Source organism: Brooklawnia sp. (assembly GCF_032229645.1).
Lineage (GTDB): Bacteria > Actinomycetota > Actinomycetes > Propionibacteriales > Propionibacteriaceae > Brooklawnia.
Map to the genome: position 1 here is coordinate 1 of NZ_JAVTWX010000136.1, position 20,614 is coordinate 20,614.

19 protein-coding genes are annotated in these 20,614 nt (G+C 64.8%); 5 read left to right on the plus strand and 14 right to left on the minus strand.

Annotated elements, in window-relative coordinates; translation table 11 throughout:
- The 3 genes from AAFP05_RS10740 to AAFP05_RS10750 all read right to left on the minus strand — a co-directional run.
- On the minus strand, nt 1–2,198 hold a 2,198-nt coding region (locus AAFP05_RS10740; protein WP_341729864.1), incomplete at its 3' end, for an ATP-dependent DNA helicase RecG.
- Between the two features lie 127 nt (nt 2,199–2,325).
- Nucleotides 2,326–2,511: a 50S ribosomal protein L28 gene (gene rpmB / locus AAFP05_RS10745; protein ID WP_286267101.1), complete on the minus strand. Its 186-nt coding sequence runs from the start codon at nt 2,509–2,511 to the stop codon at nt 2,326–2,328.
- 131 nt (nt 2,512–2,642) lie between these two features.
- Nucleotides 2,643–4,331 (minus strand): ribonuclease J, encoded by a 1,689-nt coding sequence (locus tag AAFP05_RS10750; RefSeq protein WP_341729865.1) that lies wholly within the window; start codon nt 4,329–4,331, stop codon nt 2,643–2,645.
- Nucleotides 4,332–4,651: 320 nt separating this feature from the next.
- Here AAFP05_RS10750 and AAFP05_RS10755 point away from each other — a divergent pair, with 320 nt between their 5' ends.
- The 4 genes from AAFP05_RS10755 to AAFP05_RS10770 are packed head-to-tail and all read left to right on the plus strand — an operon-like array spanning nt 4,652 to nt 8,056.
- The gene (locus AAFP05_RS10755) at nt 4,652–5,617 is read left to right on the plus strand and encodes an ABC transporter substrate-binding protein (protein WP_341729866.1); all 966 of its coding nucleotides are present in this window, start codon (nt 4,652–4,654) and stop codon (nt 5,615–5,617) included.
- On the plus strand, nt 5,614–6,708 hold the full coding sequence (locus AAFP05_RS10760) for an iron ABC transporter permease (RefSeq protein WP_341729867.1): 1,095 nt from the start codon (nt 5,614–5,616) through the stop codon (nt 6,706–6,708). The genes AAFP05_RS10755 and AAFP05_RS10760 overlap by 4 nt, the downstream gene beginning before the upstream one ends.
- Nucleotides 6,705–7,523 carry an ABC transporter ATP-binding protein gene (locus AAFP05_RS10765; protein ID WP_341729868.1) on the plus strand — a complete coding sequence of 273 codons (819 nt, stop codon included), beginning with the start codon at nt 6,705–6,707 and terminating at the stop codon, nt 7,521–7,523. The genes AAFP05_RS10760 and AAFP05_RS10765 overlap by 4 nt, the downstream gene beginning before the upstream one ends.
- Nucleotides 7,520–8,056, plus strand: a complete 537-nt coding sequence (locus AAFP05_RS10770) for a GNAT family N-acetyltransferase (protein WP_341729869.1) — start codon at nt 7,520–7,522, stop codon at nt 8,054–8,056. Before AAFP05_RS10765 ends, AAFP05_RS10770 begins: the two co-directional genes overlap by 4 nt.
- A gap of 22 nt (nt 8,057–8,078) precedes the next feature.
- Here the strand turns inward: AAFP05_RS10770 and AAFP05_RS10775 are convergent, their stop codons facing one another.
- The 5 genes from AAFP05_RS10775 to AAFP05_RS10795 all read right to left on the minus strand — a co-directional run bounded on the left by AAFP05_RS10775 (nt 8,079) and on the right by AAFP05_RS10795 (nt 13,692).
- Nucleotides 8,079–8,774: a DUF2993 domain-containing protein gene (locus tag AAFP05_RS10775; protein ID WP_341729870.1), complete on the minus strand. Its 696-nt coding sequence runs from the start codon at nt 8,772–8,774 to the stop codon at nt 8,079–8,081.
- A gap of 22 nt (nt 8,775–8,796) precedes the next feature.
- Complete coding sequence (gene dapB / locus AAFP05_RS10780) at nt 8,797–9,537, minus strand: 4-hydroxy-tetrahydrodipicolinate reductase (protein WP_341729871.1); 741 nt, start codon at nt 9,535–9,537, stop codon at nt 8,797–8,799.
- A gap of 186 nt (nt 9,538–9,723) precedes the next feature.
- Nucleotides 9,724–11,928 (minus strand): polyribonucleotide nucleotidyltransferase, encoded by a 2,205-nt coding sequence (locus AAFP05_RS10785; RefSeq protein ID WP_341729872.1) that lies wholly within the window; start codon nt 11,926–11,928, stop codon nt 9,724–9,726.
- Nucleotides 11,929–12,278: 350 nt separating this feature from the next.
- The gene (gene rpsO / locus AAFP05_RS10790) at nt 12,279–12,548 is read right to left on the minus strand and encodes a 30S ribosomal protein S15 (RefSeq protein WP_341729976.1); all 270 of its coding nucleotides are present in this window, start codon (nt 12,546–12,548) and stop codon (nt 12,279–12,281) included.
- Nucleotides 12,549–12,777: 229 nt separating this feature from the next.
- Complete coding sequence (locus tag AAFP05_RS10795) at nt 12,778–13,692, minus strand: bifunctional riboflavin kinase/FAD synthetase (RefSeq protein ID WP_341729873.1); 915 nt, start codon at nt 13,690–13,692, stop codon at nt 12,778–12,780.
- Between the two features lie 196 nt (nt 13,693–13,888).
- Between AAFP05_RS10795 and AAFP05_RS10800 the strand changes: the two genes are divergently transcribed.
- Nucleotides 13,889–14,488, plus strand: coding sequence for a MarC family protein (locus AAFP05_RS10800; protein ID WP_341729874.1), 600 nt, complete (start codon nt 13,889–13,891; stop codon nt 14,486–14,488).
- A gap of 63 nt (nt 14,489–14,551) precedes the next feature.
- Here AAFP05_RS10800 and truB read toward each other — a convergent pair whose 3' ends face one another.
- The 6 genes from truB to nusA form a co-directional block, all read right to left on the minus strand.
- On the minus strand, nt 14,552–15,466 hold the full coding sequence (gene truB, locus AAFP05_RS10805; protein ID WP_341729875.1) for a tRNA pseudouridine(55) synthase TruB: 915 nt from the start codon (nt 15,464–15,466) through the stop codon (nt 14,552–14,554).
- A 2-nt stretch (nt 15,467–15,468) separates the two neighbouring features.
- Entirely contained in the window at nt 15,469–15,927 is a 459-nt protein-coding gene (rbfA, locus tag AAFP05_RS10810; protein ID WP_341729876.1) for a 30S ribosome-binding factor RbfA, read from the minus strand.
- Between the two features lie 81 nt (nt 15,928–16,008).
- On the minus strand, nt 16,009–18,948 hold the full coding sequence (gene infB, locus AAFP05_RS10815; protein WP_341729877.1) for a translation initiation factor IF-2: 2,940 nt from the start codon (nt 18,946–18,948) through the stop codon (nt 16,009–16,011).
- Between the two features lie 80 nt (nt 18,949–19,028).
- A complete protein-coding gene (locus tag AAFP05_RS10820) occupies nt 19,029–19,244 on the minus strand; it encodes a hypothetical protein (RefSeq protein WP_341729878.1) in 216 nt (71 codons plus the stop codon).
- A gap of 96 nt (nt 19,245–19,340) precedes the next feature.
- Nucleotides 19,341–19,577, minus strand: a complete 237-nt coding sequence (locus AAFP05_RS10825) for a YlxR family protein (protein WP_341729977.1) — start codon at nt 19,575–19,577, stop codon at nt 19,341–19,343.
- Between the two features lie 52 nt (nt 19,578–19,629).
- The gene (gene nusA, locus AAFP05_RS10830) at nt 19,630–20,607 is read right to left on the minus strand and encodes a transcription termination factor NusA (protein ID WP_341729978.1); all 978 of its coding nucleotides are present in this window, start codon (nt 20,605–20,607) and stop codon (nt 19,630–19,632) included.
- Nucleotides 20,608–20,614 lie beyond the last annotated feature (7 nt).

The following is a 20,614-nucleotide window of genomic DNA, read 5'->3' on the forward strand; positions in this document are numbered from 1 at the left end:
CTGCTCTTGTCCGGATCGCCCGCGACCAGCATTTCTGCGATCTCACGAGATTCGGCGAGCAACTCCGCATCGTCCAGCACGCGCAGCAGTCGCAAAGTCGAGCGCCCACCGGCCTGAGAGGCACCAAGAACGTCGCCCTCGCGTCGCTGTTCGAGATCGACCTCCGCCAGCTCGAATCCATCGCGGGTGGCCGCCACAGCCGCCAACCGCTCGTCCGCCAGCGTCGTCCCATCGGTGTAGGTCACCAGCAGACAGACTCCCGCATGGGAGCCGCGACCCACGCGTCCGCGCAGCTGATGCAGTTGGCTGATGCCGAAATGGTCGGCGTCCATGATCACCATCATCGAGGCGTTCGGCACGTCGATACCGACCTCGATCACCGTGGTCGCAACCAGCACGTCAAGCTCACCGCCAGCGAACGACGCCATTACTGATTCTTTCTCATTAGCCGGCAGCCGGCCATGAAGCACGCCGATCCGAAGGTCGGCCAGCGGGCCGTCCGCCAAATAGCGCGACAGCTCCTCGACGCTCGGGCTCGGCAGTCCGGGCGGAATGAGCTCTTCGTTGGGGTTGATCCGCGGGCAGACGATGAAGGCCTGGCGGCCGATCGAGACCTCCTCGCGAATCCGCTCCCAGGCACGCTCCAACCACGCCGGCCGCATCTGCGTCTGCACGACGGTCGTCTGCACATCCTGCCGTCCCGCCGGAATCTCACGCAGGGTCGAGACCTCAAGGTCGCCGAACACCGTCATGGCGATCGACCGTGGAATCGGGGTGGCCGTCATCACCAGCAGGTGCGGCATCAACTCGGCGCGTGCTTGCAGCACCGCACGCTGCTCCACACCGAAGCGGTGCTGCTCGTCAACCACGATCAGGCCGAGATCGGCGAAGGACACGGTCTGCGACAGCAGAGCATGTGTGCCGACGACGATTCCGGCCCGACCATCCGAGATTGCATCCAATGCCGCCCGGCGCTGGGCAGCGCTCTGCGAACCAGTTAGTAGAACGATCTCAGTAGCATTCTCGGGAGCACCCAACACCTGTCCGGCACCCAACTCGCCCAGCAGCGAGCGGAGCGATTCGAGGTGTTGACCGGCCAAGACCTCGGTGGGCGCGAGCAGCACGGCCTGACGTCGGTTGTCGACCTCGGCTAGCATCGCCCGCAACGCCACCACCGTCTTACCCGAGCCGACCTCCCCTTGCAGCAGACGCTGCATCGGACGCGTCCGCGCCAGGTCGGCAAAGATCTCCTCGCTGACCTCCTGTTGGCCATCGGTGAGGGTGAAGGGCAGACGCTGGTCGAAGGCGGCGAGCAGCCCGCCGTCCAACAGACGCACGGGAGCCGCGGTGTGGCGGGCGGCATCGGCGCGACGGTAGGCCATGGTCACCTGCAACGCCAACGCCTCATCGAACTTGAGCCGGTCGACCCCGAGCTCAGCTGCCTCGATGCTCTGCGGACGATGAATCGAGCGATAGGCCTCAACCAACTCCGGCAGGCCCAGTCGTGAGCGCAGATCGGCGGGCATCGGATCATCGAGCCCGTTGAGGATGTCGAGCACCAGATCGGTGCATTCGGCGATCTGCCAGGTCGGCATCTTGCTGGTTGCCGGATAAATGCCGACGAGCCCAGAGCGGCTAACCTGATTGGCCATCGATGTCTTGGCCTGATCGGCACGCCCGACGATATTGCCCTGGGCATCGAGCATCACGAAGTTGGGGTGGCTCATCTGCAGCTCGTGGTTGAAGACCCCCACTTTGCCGACGAAGATTCCCTTGACGCCCTTGCTGAGCTGCGTCTGCCAGTACCTGATGTAGTGGTCCTTGCCGAAGAAGGTAGCCCTGAGGTAGCCGGTGCCATCGGTGAGCTTGACCTCGAGCCGGCCTCGGCCGTTGCGCGCGTGGCTTGGATGCGCGCTCATCTGATCCACCTGCGCGACGAGCGCGACGTTCTCCCCCGGCTCCAGACCGCGTAGCTCAGTCGTCTCCGTTCCGGACAGATAGCGTCTGGGCAGATGACCCATCAGATCGGCCACCGTGGCCAGCTTCAGCCCGACGAGTGCCTTCGCAGTGGCAGCGCCGAGCACCTCGGCGAGTGGAGTAGCCAGCTGCCGATAGGCCTCGGTGCGCCACGGCCCGCCTGCTCGTCCGCTCTTGGATGCGCGCGCGGCCTGTCGTCCGGATGCCTTCTTCTCAGCCACATCAGCAGACTACCGGCATCCCCCGACAGGAATTCTGTCAATCACGACCGGTACACCGAGGCGTCTGGAGACGAACGAAATGCCCGCTGTCCACGAGAACAACGGGCATTCAGCGAAAGGGACGACGTCAGCGGGTGACGCGACCAGCCTTCAGGCAGCCGGTGCACACATTCAGGCGCTGGGGAGCGCCATTCACGACTGCACGCACCCGCTGGATGTTCGGGTTCCAACGCCGATTGGTCTTCTTCTTCGACCAGGGGACGTTGTGCCCGAAACCTGGGCCCTTACCGCAAACCTCACACACGGCAGCCATGGGAGCACTCCTCGTTCTGGATAACGTTTGTTTTTTCGCACCGCGCCGTCAAGACGCAACCACGCAATCTTAGCCAATCAATCCCGGACGCGCCAAATCCGGTGTTTCCCGGCCTCGAAATGCGTCCGATCTCAGACGGCGATCACGACCGGAACGATCATCGGACGGCTGCGATAGGTGCGGGAAACCCAGCGCCCGAGCACACGACGTACCGATTGCTGCAGACGGTGGGTGTCATCCACGCCTTCGGCCAGCGCATCGGTCAGGGTGCGACGAATCTCGTCGGTGATCGAATCGAAGACCGTCGAATCCTCCAGGAATCCCCGGGCGCTGATGTCGGGTCCCGCAACGATCGTTTGCGCCCGCAGATCGACGGCCGCGATCACCGAGATGAAGCCCTCCTCGCCCAGGATCCGGCGATCGGTGAGCGAGGTCTCTGTGACGTCTCCGACGGTCGTGCCGTCCACGAAGATGTAGGACGCGTCGACCCTCCCGGTGCGTTTGGCCACACCATTCGCCAGGTCGATGACGTCCCCGTCCTCGGCGACGATCGTGCGCTCGGCCGGTATCCCGGTGGCCTGAGCAAGCTTCGCATTGGCAACCAGGTGACGGGCCTCGCCGTGGATCGGCAGCGCATTGCGCGGCTTGACGACGTTGTAGGTATAGAGCAATTCGCCGGCGCTGGCATGGCCCGAGGTGTGGACGAGGGCGTTGCCCTTATGCACGACGGTGACGCCCAGCCGGGTCAGACCGTTGATCACCCGATAGACCGCGTTCTCGTTTCCGGGGATCAGCGACGAAGCGAGCAGCACCGTGTCGCCTTCGCCGACCTTGACGATCGGGTGTTCGCGGTTGGCCATCCTGGCCAGCGCCGAGAGCGGCTCGCCCTGCGAACCCGTCGAGATGACCACAACCTGGTCTTCGGGATAGCGGTCGATGTCGTTCAATTCGATCAGGGTGCGGCCGGGCACCTTCAGATATCCCAGCTCCTGCGCGGTGGTCATGTTCTTGACCATCGACCGGCCGACATAGACGACCTTGCGGCCATGCCGCACGGCCAGGTTGAGAATCTGCTGCACGCGGTGCACATGGGACGCGAAGCAGGCCACCACGAGCTTCTGGGTGGCCTGGTTGAAGACTCGCTCGAGAGCCGGCTCGATGTCTTTCTCCGGGAGTGTGAATCCCGCCACATCGGCGTTGGTCGAATCAGCCATCAGCAGATCGACGCCATTGCCTTCGCCCGACAGCCTCGCGAAACCGCGCAAATCGGTGATGCGGTGGTCCAGTGGAATCTGGTCCATCTTAAAGTCGCCGGTGTGCAGCACGACACCGCCGGCGGTCTTGATGGCCACCGCCATGGCGTCCGGAATGGAATGGTTGACCGCGAAGAACTCCAGCTCGAACGGATCGACGGAAACCCGGTCCCCCTCGAGCACCTGGTGGTACATCGCGGTGTCCCGCAGTCTGTGCTCGCGCAGCTTGCCGTCGACGAACGCCAGCGTCAGCTTGCTGCCATAGAGCGGAATGTCTTGGCGGCGGCGCAGCAGATACGGCACACCGCCTATGTGATCCTCGTGACCGTGGGTCAGCACCAAGCCGACGATGTCGTCCAGGCGATCGTCCAGGTAGTCGAGGCCGGGCAGGATCAGGTCGACGCCGGGCTGGTCGTCCTCGGGAAAAAGGACGCCGCAGTCGACGACGAGGATCTTGCCGTTGATTTCGAAGGCGGTCATATTGCGCCCGATGTCGCCGAGCCCGCCGAGCGGGATGATGCGCAAGGTATCGGGGGCCGGTCTGGGCGGGGTCTGCAGAGCACTCATATTGATTCAACTGTAGCCTGGCATGCCCTACGCGCGACATTTCAGCCATTGCTTGAACCCTCAACAGGTCGCATTCCTCGGCACCACTGATAGAGTGAATCCTGCTTTCACACCGTGAAAGTGTCGTGGAATTGCAGTGAAATCCGGTGCGAGTCCGGTGCTGTGCCGCAACTGTCAAGCCGATTTGATCGGACGAGCCAGGCCATCTGTCCACGATCACGTTCTGTTCCTCGGACGAAGGACAGTTCGTGCGGCAGGGCTTAGTCCGCCCCGACTCGCCCGGCTGCCTCCGTCCTCCAGCAGAAACCGGAGGATTCTCAGTGACTCGCCCTTCAGCCCAATCTCCGCTCGCCGTGCTCGGCGCGCTGCTGCTAGCGGTGACGCTCGCAGGATGCGGATCATCAGCCAGCCAGACGTCTGCCGAAACCTCCACCGCCGGGTCGCTAGGCGGGTTCCCCGTGCAGGTGGTCACCGGAGCCACCGGTTCTGACACCACCATCACCATTGAACAGCAGCCCGAAGCGATCGTCTCGCTCAGCGCGACAGCGACCGAGACGCTGTTCGCGATCGGTGCCGACGATCAGGTGGTCGCAGTCGACGATCAGTCGAACTATCCGGCCGATGCCCCCAAGACCAACCTGTCGGGCTATCAGCCCAATGTCGAGGCGATCCTCGGCTACTCCCCCGATCTGGTGGTGACGTCGTCCCCCGATGCCGACACCATCGCTAGCCTCGAGAAGGCTGGCGTTCCTACATTGGTGATGTCATCGGCCGCCAACCTCGACGATGTCTACGAGCAGATCGACCGGCTCGGTCAGGCCACCGGCCACGACGAACAGGCATCATCGGTGGTTTCCCAGATGCGATCCCGGATCGACGCCGCCGTCGCGGCAGCTCCGCAGCTCAGCGGTGTCAGCTACTTCCACGAGCTCGACGCGAGCCTGTATACCGTGTCCAGCGAGAGCTTCATCGGCCAGGTCTATGGATTGTTCGGGCTGACCAATATCGCCGACGCTGCACCGTCGGGAGGCGGCTATCCGCAACTGTCGGAGGAGTTCGTGGTCGAATCCAATCCCGATGTCATTTTCCTGGCGGACGGTCAGTACGGCGGCGTCACCCCCGAGCAGGTCGCCCAGCGTCCCGGCTGGTCCGAGGTCCGCGCGGTCCAGCAAAACCAGATCTATGTCCTGGACGCCGATATCGCGAGTCGTTGGGGCCCGCGGGTGGCCGACTATGTGGAAGCCATCGGCGGATATGTCGCGCAGCTGAACCTCGTTAATGCATGACAGCTTTGTCCACTGAGAAGCCTGCGACCAGCGCACGGCCGGCGGCGGCATTTTGTGCTCCGGCGTCTGCCGGACGCGGCCGCCGGGTTGTGCGCTGGTCCGCAGCGCTCGGTGTTCTCGTCGCGGCCCTGCTCGTCGGAGCGTTCGTCGGGCCGGCGGGATTGACCCCGCGCAGCATTCTGATCGAGTTGGCGGATGCCGTGCCATTCGTCAACGCCGACTCCGGGCTGACCACCCAACAGCAGGCCATCTTCTGGCAGATCCGGCTGCCCCGCGTCGTGCTGGGCGCCATCGTCGGCGCCACTCTGGCGATCTCGGGTGCCGCATACCAGGGCGTCTTCCGCAATCCGCTGGCTGACCCGTATCTGCTGGGCGTCTCCGCGGGTGCCGGGCTCGGCGCCACCATCGCCATCACCCAGGGCGGCAGCCTGGGCAACTTCGGAGTTCCCCTCTTTGCCTTCGCAGGCGGCATGCTGGCGGTCGGAGCCACCTATGCGCTCGGAGCAACGATGGGCGGTGGACGCAGCTCAACGGTCATCGTGCTCGCCGGTGTCGCGGTCGCCGCATTCTTCAGTGCCGTGCAGACCTTCGTCCAGCAATGGTTCGACGATTCTTTGCAGGCTGTCTACTCCTGGTTGCTGGGACGGCTGTCGACCAACGGCTGGACAGACATCTTGGTCGTCTTGCCCTACGTACTCTTCAGCTGGATCGTGCTCTTCTGCTACCGGCGAATCCTCGACGTACTCGCCGTCGGAGACGTGGAGACCGCCAGCCTCGGCATCGATCCTGCTCGGGTGCGGCTGGTCGTGGTACTCACCGCCACCCTGGGCACCACCGCCGTGGTGGCGGTCAGCGGCCTGATCGGCTTCGTCGGCATCATCATCCCGCATGCCGTGCGGCTCGTCTTCGGCGCCTCGCACCGTATCCTGCTACCGATGTCGATGGCCTTCGGCGCGGCCTTCCTGGTACTCACCGATGCCGCTGCCCGCACCGTGGTCGCGCCAGCAGAATTGCCGATCGGCGTAGTCACCGCGATCTTGGGCGCGCCCTTCTTCCTCGTTGTGCTGCGACGTGGGCGGGTCAGCGCATGAGCATCCTGGAGTGCCGCTACCTGAATGTACGGCGCGGCACGAAACAGGTGATCTCCGGCCTGAACGTCGACGTGGCCGAAGGCGATTGGGTAGCGCTGGTGGGTCCCAACGGTGCGGGCAAGACGACTCTGCTGCACGCAGTGGCCGGTCTACTCCCCTCGTCCGGAGACATCTGGGTTGCAGGCCAGGACGTTCGCCGGCTGACCCGCAAGCAGTACGCCCAGCAGGTGGCACTGATGCCCCAACAGCCGGTGGTGCCACCCGGCATGACTGTTCGCGGGCTCATCTCGCTCGGACGCACCCCTTATCTGGGTCGGTTCGCCACCGAATCGGCTGCCGATCGGGAGGCCGTCGAGGCCGAGATCGTCAACCTCAACTTGCAGGCATTCGCCGACCGCCCGGCCGACCAGCTTTCCGGCGGTGAACTGCAGCGGGTGATCTTGGCACGCGCACTGTGCCAGCAGCCGAAAATCCTCCTGTTGGACGAGCCGACCAGCGCCTTGGACATCGGCCACCAGCAAGTGGTCTTGGAGCTTGTCGACCAGTTGCGTCACGAGCGTGGCATCACGGTGCTCGCTGCGATGCACGATCTCACGCTCGCCGCCCAGTATGCCGATCAGATGCTCTTGCTGGCGCAAGGGCATCTCGTGCAGGCCGGTCGTCCCGACGAGGTCCTGCAAGCGGCACAGCTCGGACAGACCTATGGCGCCCAGATCGAGGTGCTCTCCCGGGCGTCCGGCCCTGCGGTGATCCCGGTGCGTCCACGTCCGCTCGCATGGAGCCACGCGGTCGGTGGACCTAGGATGTCCGGATGAGCAAAGAATGGCACCCCGACAGCGTCCGCCTGGCGATGCCCGCTGAGGCGATCGATATCGTCGCGGTTCAGCGGGCGTGGCTGGCAAGCGAGCCACGGTTGGCCCCGATGCTGGACGAACTGGACGCCGATGAGATGGCTCAGGCCTGGGTTGCGGCCATCGTGCGCCCCCCGCTGGCGACCTACCGGGTGCTGGTCGCGATCGATCAGGCCGGCGAGATCGTGGGATTCGCGGCAGTCGGGCCGAGCGAGGATCCGGACACCGAACCCAGCGACGCGCTGGTCGCAGAGTTCTGCGTCCACCCTTCGGCGCTCGGTGCGGGGCACGAAGACCGGTTGATGCATGCGGTGGCCGACACCTTGAGAACCGATGGTTTCGAACGGGCGACCTGGTGGGTGACCGCCGACGATGACACGACCCGCGAACTGCTGAACGCGTCCGGATGGGCGCCAGATGGTGCACACCAAGAGGTCGGCAATGAGGACGGTGACTTGCGCATCAAGCAGGTCCGGCTACACACCAGCCTGATCTGAACTGGTTCAGCGGCCGATGATGCTACCTGAAGTCGGACAGCGCGATATCTTGGCCGGTCAGCTGGATGGTCACAGAGTTCTGGCCGATGTCGAGGCTCTGATAGCTGAGCCCACCAGGAGTGGGTAGCTTCAAGTCGGGTGTCAGCTGATCGATGGCCAGTTGAAGAATCCCCGAAGGCAGCGGCAGATCGAAGTCGGCGACCGAGATGCCCGGATTGTTCAACACCAGCGTGCCATCTGGTTGCAGCGTCAGATCTGTCTGGAGAACCAACGGAATGACCCGTTGCAGCACCTGAACCGAGGTTCGCACCTCGATGCGTCCGTCGCCCGCCCGCTCAATCGGGAAGCCGAGCAGCACGCTGAGCTGATTCCAGCTGATCGTGGCCGTCGCATCGACCTGCTCTGCCGTGGCGTCATCGAGCTCAGTGATCGGGCTCAGCCCCTTGATCGTGACGTCGATGACCTCAACAGTGGCCTTCTTGCCCTCGTTGGCGACCTGCGCCCCGGTGATGGTGGCGTGGGCATCGGGGAGTCGGCGCGTCAACGCCGCGAGGACGAACGGCCAGCCACCGAGGTGGACATCGGCAGCACCGCCGTAACGAGCCTCGATCTCGTCTGCAGTGCGGTTCTGGAGGTAGACACGGGCGATCTGATCGCCGCCGGCAACGGCGGCAAGCACGATCACCAAGACAAGGACGATGGTCCAGGGCCTCTTCATGTTCGGTTGGTGTCGGGTCGACTCAGGCGATGCCGAGCAGATCGTCGATACCAAGCGTCAGCCCCGGCCGATCTCCCACAGCACGCACCGCGGTCAGGATGCCCGGCATGTAGCTGCTGCGGTCGAACGAATCGTCGCGGATGGTGAGCATCTCACCGGTGTTGCCGAAGACGACTTCCTCGTGAGCGAACAGGCCCTGCAACCGCACCGAATGTACGTGGACGCCATCGACGACCGCACCGCGTGCCCCATCCATCTCCTTGACCGTGGCATCGGGCATCGGCCTGCAAGCCGCGTCAGAACGAGCGGCCGCGATCTTGTTCGCGGTGGTGATCGCCGTGCCGGAAGGCGCATCGACCTTGCGCGGATGGTGCAATTCGACGACCTCGACCGACTCGAAGAACGGCGCGGCCTTGGCCGCGAAGTGCATCAGCAGCACCGCAGCGATCGAGAAATTGGACGCGATCAGCACGTTGACGCCGGGTTTCGCAGCCAGCCAGCCGCGCACTTCGTCGTACTTCGCGGGGCTGAATCCGGTCGTCCCGACGACGGCATTGATGCCATGATCGATGCACCAGCGAATGTTGTCCATGACCGCGTCGGGATGAGTGAAATCGATGACTACTTCTGCCTCCTCGATCTCGCCACGATCATCACCTGCATCGACCGCCGCGACCAACTGCAGATCGGATGCCGCATCGACTGCCTTGCAGATCTCCTGTCCCATGCGTCCCCTGGATCCGAAGACTGCCACCTTGATCATCGGTTACTCGCTCTCGTCTCGTAGGGTTCCAGCCTAGTGCCCGGGCCCCACACCGCACTGATACACCGTGCAAAGGTCGACCACTGCGTCCCGTCGTCGTGCCGGGTAGAGCAGGACCCCCGCAGAATCGGCGATTCTGCGGGGGTCCTGCTGTCAAGCACTGATGAGTTCAGCTGGCGCCAAGGCTCAGTGTTCCTCGGACTCCTCGACCACCGGGATGAGCGAAAGCTTGCCGCGGTCGTCGATGTCGCTGATCTCCACCTGGAGCTTCTGACCGACGCTCACGACGTCCTCGACGCTCTCGACGCGCTGTCCGCCGTTCAGCTGACGCATCTTCGAGATGTGCAGCAGGCCGTCCTTGCCGGGCAGCAACGAGACGAAGGCGCCGAAGGCGGTCAGCTTGACCACGGTGCCGAGGTAACGCTCGCCCTTCTCAGGCATGGTCGGGTTGGCGATCGCGTTGATCATCTGCCGAGCCATTTCGGCCGCATCACCGTCGGCGGCACCGATGAAGATGGTGCCATCGTCCTCGATGGAGATGTTGGCGCCGGTGTCGTCCTGGATCTGATTGATGACCTTGCCCTTGGGCCCGATGACCTCACCGATCTTCTCGACCGGGATGTGCACGGTGATGATGCGCGGCGCATTGACGCTCATCTCATCTGGGGTGTCGATGGCCTCGTTCATCACACCGAGAATGGTGGTGCGAGCATCCTTGGCCTGCAGCAGCGCCTGAGCAAGCACATCGGAAGGAATGCCATCGAGCTTGGTGTCGAGCTGCAGCGCGGTGATGAACTCCGAGGTACCGGCGACCTTGAAGTCCATGTCACCGAGGGCATCTTCGGCACCCAGGATGTCGGTCAGCGCCAGGTAGTGCGTCTGGCCCTGATCGTCGGTCTCACTCATCAGGCCCATGGCGATGCCTGCGACCGAGGCGCGCAACGGCACACCGGCGTTCAGCAGAGCCAAGGTGGACGCGCAGACCGAACCCATCGAGGTCGAGCCGTTGGAGCCGATCGCCTCGGAAACCTCGCGGATCGCGTAGGGGAACTCCTCGCGGCCCGGCAGCACCGGAACGATGGCACGCTCGGCGAGCGCACCGTGGCCGACCTCGCGGCGCTTCGGCGAACCGACGCGTCCGGTCTCACCGGTCGAGTACGGCGGCATGTCGTACTGGTGCATGTAACGCTTCGACGTGACGGCGCTCAAGGTGTCGAGCTTCTGCTCCATGTCGAGCATGTTCAGCGTGGTGATGCCCAGTACCTGGGTCTCGCCGCGCTGAAAGAGCGAACTGCCGTGCACCCGGGGGACGATGCCGACCTCAGCAGACAACGGACGAATATCCTTCGGGCCGCGGCCGTCGATGCGCACACCGTCGCGAAGTACACGTCCGCGCACGAGCTTCTTCTGCAACGACTTGAAAGCAGCCGAGATCTCGCCCTCGCGGCCCTCGAACGCCTCGTTCTCGGCGAGCTTGGCCTTGATGGAGGTCTTGAGGTCCTTCTCCGCGGTCTGACGATCGAGCTTGTCAGCGATCTGCTCGATACGATCGAGCTCGCTCTCGCCGAGTTCGGCGACGGCGGCGTAGCTGTCGTCCTCGTACTCCTTGAAGACCGGGTAGGGGTAGGTCTCCTTGTTGATCTGCTGAGCCAGTTCGGCCTGAGCATCGCACAGCGCCTTGATGAAAGGCTTGGCGGCCTCCAGGCCACCGGCCACGATGTCTTCGGTCGGGGCGGTCTTGCCAGCGCGCACCAGATCCCAGGTGGCGTCGGTTCCGCCGGCCTCGACCATCATGATGGCGACATCGCCGTCGGCGAGTACTCGCCCGGCAACCACCATCGAGAAGGTGGCGCCCTGCTCCTGCTCAACGGTCGGGAAGCAGATCCACTGGTCATCGATCAACGCGACACGAACGCCGCCGATCGGGCCGTGGAACGGAAGCCCGGCAATCTGGGTTGACATGGACGCAGCGTTGATCGCCACGACGTCGTACTCCACCTGCGGGTTCAGCGCCAGCACGGTCACCACGACCTGCACCTCGTTGCGCAGACCCTTGACGAAGGCCGGACGCAGCGGACGATCGATCAGGCGGCAAGCCAGGATCGCGTTCTCGCTGGGGCGTCCCTCACGACGGAAGAACGATCCGGGGATGCGTCCGAGCGCGTACATCTTCTCTTCGACATCAACGGTCAGCGGGAAGAAGTCGATCGACTCGCGCGGAGACTTCTGCGCGGTGGTCGCCGACAGCAGCATGGTGTCGCCATCGAGGTAGACCGCGGCAGCGCCGTCGGCCTGCTGAGCCAGTACACCGGCCTCGAAACGCACGACATGCTTGCCGAACGCTCCGTTGTCGATGATCGCCTCAGCGAATTTGAGGTTCTCACCCTCCATGAATTTGTGTCCTCTCCTAGTACAGGCAGGCGTCATCCGCGACACGCGGACGCGCCCTTTGGTTCAGGACGAAGAAGATGACTGGAGGATTCCGGTCTGGAATGCCGGTCTTCGATCGAGGTCATCGGGATACCCATCCGGCTGCCCGATGACCACTACCGAGGACCAACAACCCGTGATCTTCTCGCGTCGTAGTGCTGCTCCGAGATGAGCAGCAAGAATGTGAAGTTTTTCTCCAGGTTCAATGATGCCGGGGCGGCACAAAGAATGCACTTCCGCCGCAGCATCCAGAACATGACGAAACGGGGAGTCGCCGCTGTGGGCTTCTCCCCGTCCGTCCCGCTACCGCGTCACCGGCGAAGGCCGAGACGCGCAATGAGTGAGCGGTAATGATCGATGTCTTCCTTGGCCACGTAGTTCAGCAGCCGGCGACGCTGACCAACCATCAGCATCAGGCCACGGCGGCTGTGGTGGTCACCCTTGTGAACCTTGAGGTGTTCGGTCAGATGAGCGATGCGCGCAGTGAGCAGCGCGATCTGCACGTCCGGAGAGCCGGTATCACCAGGATGCGTGGCGTACTCTTCGATAATCTTCTTCTTGGTCTCAGCGTCCATGGCCAGCCTCTCCAGCTCGTTGCGCGGTGCCCCCGGTGCAGGTTGCGATGGGGGCTCTTGGACATCCGCGGCCGATCTAACGGCAACCTGTCAAGGATAGCACGGACGACCGGGTACGAACCAACGGCCGCCAAACCTGCATGAGCAGGGTGCCAGCTCCCGCATCAGCCCGATTGTGTAGATCTGCGGCCCGTCATGGCCTCGGGAGCCACACGATCCGGTTCCCGGGCGACACTCAATCCACGCCCAAGGCAACCCGCGTGGCGGCCACGTCCTTGTTCATCTGCTCGACCAGATCGTCCACCGATCCGAAGCGAACCTGGCCGCGCAGATGCCGGACGAACTCCACCGTGATATCGATGCCATAGAGTTCAAGATCGGTGCGGTCGAGCACATACGACTCGACGCGGCGCTCGACCCCGTTGAAGGTCGGGTTCGTCCCGACACTGATCGCAGCGGGCATCCGCACCGCGGACGGCTGATCTGCCCGGCGCAGCCAACCCGCGTAGACACCGTCCGCCGGTGTCGCCAGATCCGCTGCAACGGGGAGATTCGCCGTCGGAAAGCCGAGCTCGCGACCCCGCTGGTCGCCAACCACGACCACTCCACCGACTCTGAACAACCGGCCCAGATGGCGAGCCGCGACACCCACGTCGCCCCGGGCGAGCGCCGCACGAATGAACGACGAGCAGGTGCGCTCGGTATCGATGCTGACCAGGTGGATGACATCGACGTCGAAGCGTCCGGTACCGATCTCGCGCATGGTCGCGGGCGTGCCCGCGGCGCGACTGCCGAAGGTGAAGTTCTCCCCCACCACAACGACTGCCGGGTTCAGCGGGCCCAGGATGGTGTCGACGAACTTCTCAGGTGACCACCCCGCCACATCGCGAGTGAACTGGACGACGCGAACCTCGTCGGCACCGTAGCGGCGGAGCAGATCAATGCGATCGTTGAGCGATGTCAGCAGCGCCGGCGCATGTCCTGGGGCCACCACGCTCATCGGATGCGGCCAGAAGGTGACGACGATGACCTGGAGCGGCTCGCGCTCGGTACCCAACTCGCAGGCGTGCTGGATGGCCGTGTTCAAGAGTCGCTGATGACCGGTATGTACACCATCGAAGTTACCGATGGCTACCACACTTCGTCGCATACCCGCTCCTGCTCGCACCTGCGGTCCGGTGACTACCAGACCGCGCCCTAGCTTAGACCTGCCAGCACGAACCGCTGCAACCGGGGGACGGCAGATCGTGCGTTTGATCCACCCCAGAACGGCACAATCTCTCGTCTCCAACGGGATGTGCAACCAGTTTCGGCGTCTATCGCTCTTCTCGCTACGCTATCTATTTGTGGAGTTGATTGTCTCGTCTGCCCTGGTCTTCTTTCTGATCCTAGATCCGTTCGGCAACGTGCCGCTCTTCCTGTCCGCGCTTTCGCATACCGCCCCGGAGCGGCGCAAGACGGTGATCGCCCGAGAATTGCTGATCGCGCTGGCAATCATGCTGGCCTTCCTTTTCGGCGGGCAGGCCTTCATGAGGCTCTTTCATGTCGGCGCGCCCGCGCTCAGCGTGGGTGGCGGCATGATCTTGCTGCTCATCGCGCTGCGCATGGTCTTTCCCACGCCCGAGCGGAGCCTGCGCGAGAAGGCGCCCGAGGACGAACCGTTCATCGTCCCGCTGGCGATTCCCTATGTGGCAGGACCGTCGCTGCTGGCCATGGAAATCGTGCTCGTCTCTGGCAACCCGGACGGGCTACCGAGCTACCTGATCGCACTCGTGCTGTCATGGCTGGTCTCGGCGATCGTGCTCTACTTCAGCCAGGGCCTGCTGCGCGTCCTCGGCCCCAAGACGTTGGTCGCCGTCGAACGACTGATGGGCATGGTCCTGGTCATCGTGGCCACCCAGATGAGTCTCGAGGGCATCGCGGAATTCTTCGGCGCCGCCCGCTAGGACTCACGACATGGGCCACTGAATCCTCGACCGCATAGTCGATCTGGGTGAACTCCAGGCAACCTAGATCAATACCGCCACCGGGCGAGACGACTCCCCGCTCGGGCGATAGAGCGCGAGCAACTCCCCGGACGGGCCGACGATTCCCGTCACCTCGGCCGACACCTGGATGTCCAAAGCCCGGCCGAAACCGACATCGCGCGCGGCTGCCTCGTCTACCTCGACCACCGGGAAGCTCAGGCGCGCCGCCTCGGCCATGCTCATCAGCGGCGTCGACGGCTCCAGCGAGTCCAGTTGATGAGCGGCGCCGAGGGTGAACCTGCCGATCCGGGTGCGGCGCAGCATCGTCAGATGGCCTCCGACGCCCAGCGCCTCGCCGAGGTCACGGGCCAGCGCGCGCACATAGGTGCCCGACGAGCATTCGACCTCGACATCCACGTCGAGATACTCGTCGACCACTCGTGCCGCGAGCGCATCGAAGCGGCTGACCGTCACCTCGCGGGCGGCGAGTTGCACATCTTCGCCCGCCCGGGCCCGCGCGTAGGCACGCTTGCCGTCCACCTTGATGGCAGAAACCGTGCTCGGACGCTGCTGAATCACCCCACGGAAATCCTGCGCCTGGGCAACGACCAGCGCCAACGGGATCCCGGACGCGTCAGCCCCGACGATCGGCTCTCCCTCGGCGTCATCGGTGGTCGTCGATGCTCCGAGCCTGATCGTCGCCGAGTAAGCCTTGTCGTGCAGCGCCAGATGACCAAGCAGCCTGGTCGCGCGATTGAGACCGACGATCAGCACTCCGGTGGCCATCGGATCCAGCGTGCCGGCATGGCCGACCTTTCGGGTACCGAAGACCCGGCGGACGCGTCCGACGACCTGATGCGAGGTCAGGCCCGCCGGCTTGTCGATGACCAGCAGCCCTGGAGCGGTGAGACCTGCCGCGCGGCGGACGGCCGACGGTGATACCTGATCGTCGGTCACGCTCACTCGTCGTCCGGTTCGGCGGGCTTCTTGTACGGGTCGGCCTCCCCCGCGAACGCGGAACCTTCGCGCCGGCTTGCCAGTTCGGCATCGCTCGCTTGTACCCGGGCGAGCAGATCCTCCATGTCCTGGGCGGCGACCTCGCTGGCGTCCGGGATGAAGGTCAGCGAAGGGGTGAACTTCAGCCCCAGCTGCTGCCCGATGGTGCTGCGCAACAAACCCTTGGCCGATTCCAGGGCCGCCGGGGTGTTGGTGACGCCGCCCTCGGCATCGGCCTCGCGGCCGTCCAATGAGCGCCCGAGATCGGTATAGAAGACGCTCGCCTCGCGCGCGTCGCCGGTGAGCCGAACCTCGGTGATGGTGACGAACCCGAGCCGCGGGTCCTTCACGCGGCGCTCCAGCATCTGCGCGATGATCCGCTGAATCTGGTCCTCGAGCTTGGCGATTCGTGGATTAGCCATGTTCCCCTCCAGGAAAACGTGATGTGAACAGCGGGCGGAAGACTCGTGGTCTCCCGCCCGCTTCATTGGTCGTTCGGTGGATCAGTCGCGAGCCTTTTCGATCATCTCATAGGTCTCGATGACGTCGCCGGTCTGAATATCGGAGTAGTTCGCCAATGTCAGACCACATTCGAAGCCCTCTCGAACCTCGGTGACATCGTCCTTCTCCCGGCGCAACGAGGCGATCGAGGTTTCGGCGACCACCACACCGTCACGCAGCAAGCGCGCCTTCGCATTGCGCTTGAGGTGACCATCGGTGACCATACAGCCTGCGATGTTGCCGAACTTGGAGCTCCGGAAGATCTCGCGGATCTCCGCGGTGCCCTGCGTCTTCTCCTCGAAGATCGGCTTGAGCATGCCCTTGAGCGCTGCTTCGATCTCGTCGATCGCATCGTAGATGACCGAGTAGTAGCGGATGTCGACGTTCTCCTGATCGGCCAGGCGGGCAGCCTGCACGGTCGGGCGAACGTTGAAACCGAGGATGACCGCGTGCGGTGTGGACGCGGCCGCCAGCGACACGTTGGTCTCGGTGATCGCACCGACACCGCGGTCGATGACGCGCAGACCGACCTCGTCGGAGACCTCGATCTTCGACAGCGCATCTTCGAGTGCTTCGACAGAACCCGCGCCGTCGCCCTTCAGGATCAACGTGAGCTCGCTGGTCTCGCCCTTCTCGAGTTGCTCGAAGAGCTCTTCCAGGGTCTTGCGCCGCGAGGACTGTGCCTGCAGTGCCGCACGGCGGTTCGAGTCGCGCTTGGCAGCGATCTGGCGAGCCATCCGGTCGTCCTCGACGACCAGGAAGTTGTCTCCCGCTCCCGGCACGGTCGTCAGACCGAGCACCTGGACCGGCATCGACGGTGGAGCCTCGTCGATCGTGTCGCCGTGATCGTTTATCATCGCGCGGACGCGGCCGTGGGCTGCACCAGCCACGATCGAGTCACCGCGGTGCAGCGTGCCGCGCTGGATGAGCACGGTTGCCACCGGGCCGCGACCCTGGTCCAGGTGAGCCTCGATCGCGACGCCCTGGGCGTCCATAGTCGGATTGGCCCGCAGATCAAGCGCCGCGTCGGCGGTCAAGATGATCGCCTCGAGAAGGCTGTCGAGACCCTCGCTCGTGACGGCGGAGACATCCACGAACATGCTCTGTCCGCCGTATTCCTCGGGCACCAGACCGAACTCCATGAGCTGGCCGCGTACCTTCGACGGATCGGCGCCGGCCTTGTCGATCTTGTTGACCGCGACCACGATCGGCACATCTGCTGCCGTGGCATGGTTCAAAGCCTCGATCGTCTGCGGCATCACACCATCATCTGCCGCCACCACCAGAACGGCGATGTCGGTCGACTTGGCGCCACGGGCACGCATGGCAGTGAAGGCCTCGTGACCAGGGGTATCGATGAAGGTGATGGCACGCTCGTTGCCGTCCACCTCCGTCTCGATCTGGTAGGCGCCGATCGACTGAGTGATGCCGCCGGCTTCCTTGGCCTGCACATTGGTGTGCCGCAGCGCGTCCAGCAGCTTCGTCTTGCCGTGATCGACGTGGCCCATGACGGTGACAACCGGCGGACGAGCCTTGAGGTCCTGCTCGCCGCCCTCGTTCTCGCCGAACTCCAGATCGAAGCTTTCCAGCAGCTCACGATCCTCGTCCTCGGGACTGACGACCTGAATCTTGTAATTCAACTCGGCGCCGAGAATCTCCAGCGTCTCATCCGGAACCGACTGGGTCGCGGTGATCATCTCACCGAGGTTGAACAAGACCTGCACCAGCTGCGCTGGCTCTGCCTTGATCTTCTCGGCCAAATCGGTCAGCGACGAGCCCCTGCGGAGCCTGACAACCTGGCCATCGCCACCGCGGATGCGTACGCCACCGATCGACGGCGCCTGCATCTCGTCGAACTCTTGACGACGCTGCTTCTTCGACTTGCGGCCCCGGCGGTTCGATCCAGCGCGCCCGAAAGCACCCTGAGTACCGCCACGACCACCGCGGCCACGATTTGGCCCGCCGCCCATGCCACCGCCGGGCGCGCCTCCCATCGACGGACCGCCACGACCACGGCCGGCGCCACCGGGGCGTCCGCCACGGCCGCCGCCACCGGCGGCCGCGCCTTGCTGGCCACCGATCGAAGGGTTGACATGCTTGGGCATCATCGCCGGATTCGGACGCGGCATGCCGCCGCTGCCACCCGGACGCGGCATGCGGCCTTCACCTGAACGCGGCGCGCCACCATCGCGGCCACCGGATCGCTGCTGGGTGCCACCGCTGCGGCGAGCCTGGCCCATGCCCTGGGACGACGAGAACGGGTTGTTTCCCGGACGCGGGGCGCCGGGACGACGTACATTCGCCGGACTAGGACCGGGACGCGGTCCCGGAGCCGCTGGCTTGCTGGTGTTTCCGGGGGCCGGGGTACGGCGCGGTCCCGGAGTGGGACGGGCCCCGCCGGGCGACGGCTGCGACGACGGCGCTGCCGGACGCTGCTGTGAGCCGCCGGCCGAGCCAGACGGCTTGGCATGCGGACGCTGGGTCTGGGCCGGCTTGCCGGCTGTGTGCTGGCTGGATTGGCCGGATTGGCCGCTCGTCGGACGCGAACCAGGAGTCGCACGCGGGGCGGGCGCAGGACGCGGACCCGGCGTGGCGCGTGGGCCGGGCACCGGCGGGTGCGGGCCTGGCGTGGTGCGCGGCCCGACCTTCGCGCCGGCGGCTGCCTGCGGGGCGTCGGGCTGTGAAGTCTTGGCTGCTGCGGGCTTCGGACTGGGTCCGGACGCACCGCTCTTCTTACTTGCGGGAGACGCGTCGGACGACGCTCCCCCCGCGGCGCCCTTCTTGGCGTCGCTCACTCTCTCCGTCACCCTGCGGACCACGGGCGCCTCAATCGTCGAGGACGCCGAGCGAACGAATTCGCCCATCTCTTTCAGGGTGCCGAGAAGCTCCTTGCTTTCCATTCCGAGCTCTTTAGCAAGCTCGTAAACGCGGACCTTGGCCACTGATCTCCTTCGTGGTCCAGGCCCGGTGCCAGAACCACCTAGTTGTTTTTGGTGCTCATTGGTGAGTACTCATCGAGTCGTCATGAGCTGTCGCCCACCTTCTGGCTCTGCGTGATCACCGCAATACCCGGCCCCAGCCCGCAACTGACCGCGCCATTGGCGCCATCATTGACGGGGGCTTTGCCGAGTTCTTCGGAACCTTCCCCGAAGACACGCGTGACCGAGTATATCGCGCTTCCCCGCGCGATGCCCAACCCGCCGAGCCGGACGCCGTTGGCCGGATGCCTGACCGCCATCACGAGCACCTGGCCCGAGCCGAGCGCGTCGCTGCGCTGCGGTTGCGCCGACTCGGATCTCGTTGACCCTGCCGACGGCGATCAGCGCGGCGGGCCTCACTGGTCCGGACGCAGCAGCCGCTCGGGCCAGCCGTCGAGGACTGAATCGTCCACCTTGTGGTGGAAGCTGCGGGCGAACGCCCCACGGCGGCGCGCCTCGGCGACACAGGCAGCCTCGGAGTGCAGCCAGGCTCCGCGTCCGGGGGCATCACCGGTCAGATCGAGCTGTAGCACCGAGCCGTCCAGGACGAAGCGGGTCAGCCCTGCTGGATCACAGCTGACCCGGCAGCCCACGCAGGTGCGAGCGGGCCGCCGCGAAACCGGACGGAGGACCGGCCGTGCCGGATCAGGCGCTTTCAACGTTTGTGTCGGGCTGAATGTCGATGCGCCAACCGGTCAACCGGGCGGCGAGACGGGCGTTTTGGCCCTCTCGCCCGATGGCCAGGCTGAGCTGGTAGTCGGGGACGATGACCCGGGCAGCGTGCGCTGCGGCGTCCAACACGATGACCTGGCTGACCTTCGCCGGACTGAGCGCGCTGGCCACGAACTTGGCCGGATCGGCGTCCCAATCGACGATGTCGATCTTCTCCTCATTGAGTTCGTGCATGACGGCACGCACTCGCTGGCCCATCGGGCCGATGCAGGCTCCCTTGGCGTTGACCTCGGGATTGTTGGAGTGCACCGCGATCTTGCTGCGATGCCCGGCCTCGCGGGCGATCTCCTTGATCTCAACGATGCCCTGCTCTATCTCGGGCACCTCTAGCGCGAAGAGCTTCTTCACCAGATTCGGATGCGTGCGGCTGACGATCACCTGCGGGCCGCGCAGTTCCTTGCGAACGGTCACCACGTAGACGCGAAGCCGCTTGCCGTGGGTGTACGCCTCGCCGGGGGCCTGCTCGGCCAGCGGCATGATCGCCTCGATCTGGCCGAGATCGACACGCACCGAGCGAGAGTCGCGGTCCTGCTGGATGACACCGGTCAAGATGTCTCCCTCGGACGCAGCGAAGCGTCCGTACTTCTGTTCGTCCTCATGCTCGCGCAACCGCTGGAAGATCACCTGGCGGGCGGTGGAGGCGGCAACCCGTCCGAAGTCGGCGGGGGTGTCATCGTACTCACCGACCTGCTCGCCGTCCTCGTTGAGATCGGGCACCATCACCGCTACCGCGCCACTCTTGCGGTCGAGCACCACCCGGGCCCCGGGCTTGGCACCGTCGGTCTTCAGGTACGCGTTCAGCAGAGCATCCTCCAGCGCCTTCAGCAGAAAGTCGAGCGGAATCTCCTTGTCCCGTTCGATGGCTCGTAGAGCCGACAGATCAATATCCATCCGGGTT

What these genes read in the sequence shown, in the direction of transcription:
- AAFP05_RS10750 (WP_341729865.1), bottom strand. Translation starts at nt 4,331, where the DNA reads ATGAGTGCTCTGCAGACCCCGCCCAGACCGGCCCCCGATACCTTGCGC.
- rpmB (WP_286267101.1), bottom strand. Translation starts at nt 2,511, where the DNA reads ATGGCTGCCGTGTGTGAGGTTTGCGGTAAGGGCCCAGGTTTCGGGCAC.
- nusA (WP_341729978.1), bottom strand. Translation starts at nt 20,607, where the DNA reads ATGGATATTGATCTGTCGGCTCTACGAGCCATCGAACGGGACAAGGAG.
- AAFP05_RS10795 (WP_341729873.1), bottom strand. Translation starts at nt 13,692, where the DNA reads ATGCGACGAAGTGTGGTAGCCATCGGTAACTTCGATGGTGTACATACC.
- dapB (WP_341729871.1), bottom strand. Translation starts at nt 9,537, where the DNA reads ATGATCAAGGTGGCAGTCTTCGGATCCAGGGGACGCATGGGACAGGAG.
- AAFP05_RS10820 (WP_341729878.1), bottom strand. Translation starts at nt 19,244, where the DNA reads ATGGCGGTCAGGCATCCGGCCAACGGCGTCCGGCTCGGCGGGTTGGGC.
- AAFP05_RS10765 (WP_341729868.1), top strand. Translation starts at nt 6,705, where the DNA reads ATGAGCATCCTGGAGTGCCGCTACCTGAATGTACGGCGCGGCACGAAA.
- rbfA (WP_341729876.1), bottom strand. Translation starts at nt 15,927, where the DNA reads ATGGCTAATCCACGAATCGCCAAGCTCGAGGACCAGATTCAGCGGATC.
- AAFP05_RS10775 (WP_341729870.1), bottom strand. Translation starts at nt 8,774, where the DNA reads ATGAAGAGGCCCTGGACCATCGTCCTTGTCTTGGTGATCGTGCTTGCC.
- AAFP05_RS10770 (WP_341729869.1), top strand. Translation starts at nt 7,520, where the DNA reads ATGAGCAAAGAATGGCACCCCGACAGCGTCCGCCTGGCGATGCCCGCT.
- AAFP05_RS10760 (WP_341729867.1), top strand. Translation starts at nt 5,614, where the DNA reads ATGACAGCTTTGTCCACTGAGAAGCCTGCGACCAGCGCACGGCCGGCG.
- AAFP05_RS10785 (WP_341729872.1), bottom strand. Translation starts at nt 11,928, where the DNA reads ATGGAGGGTGAGAACCTCAAATTCGCTGAGGCGATCATCGACAACGGA.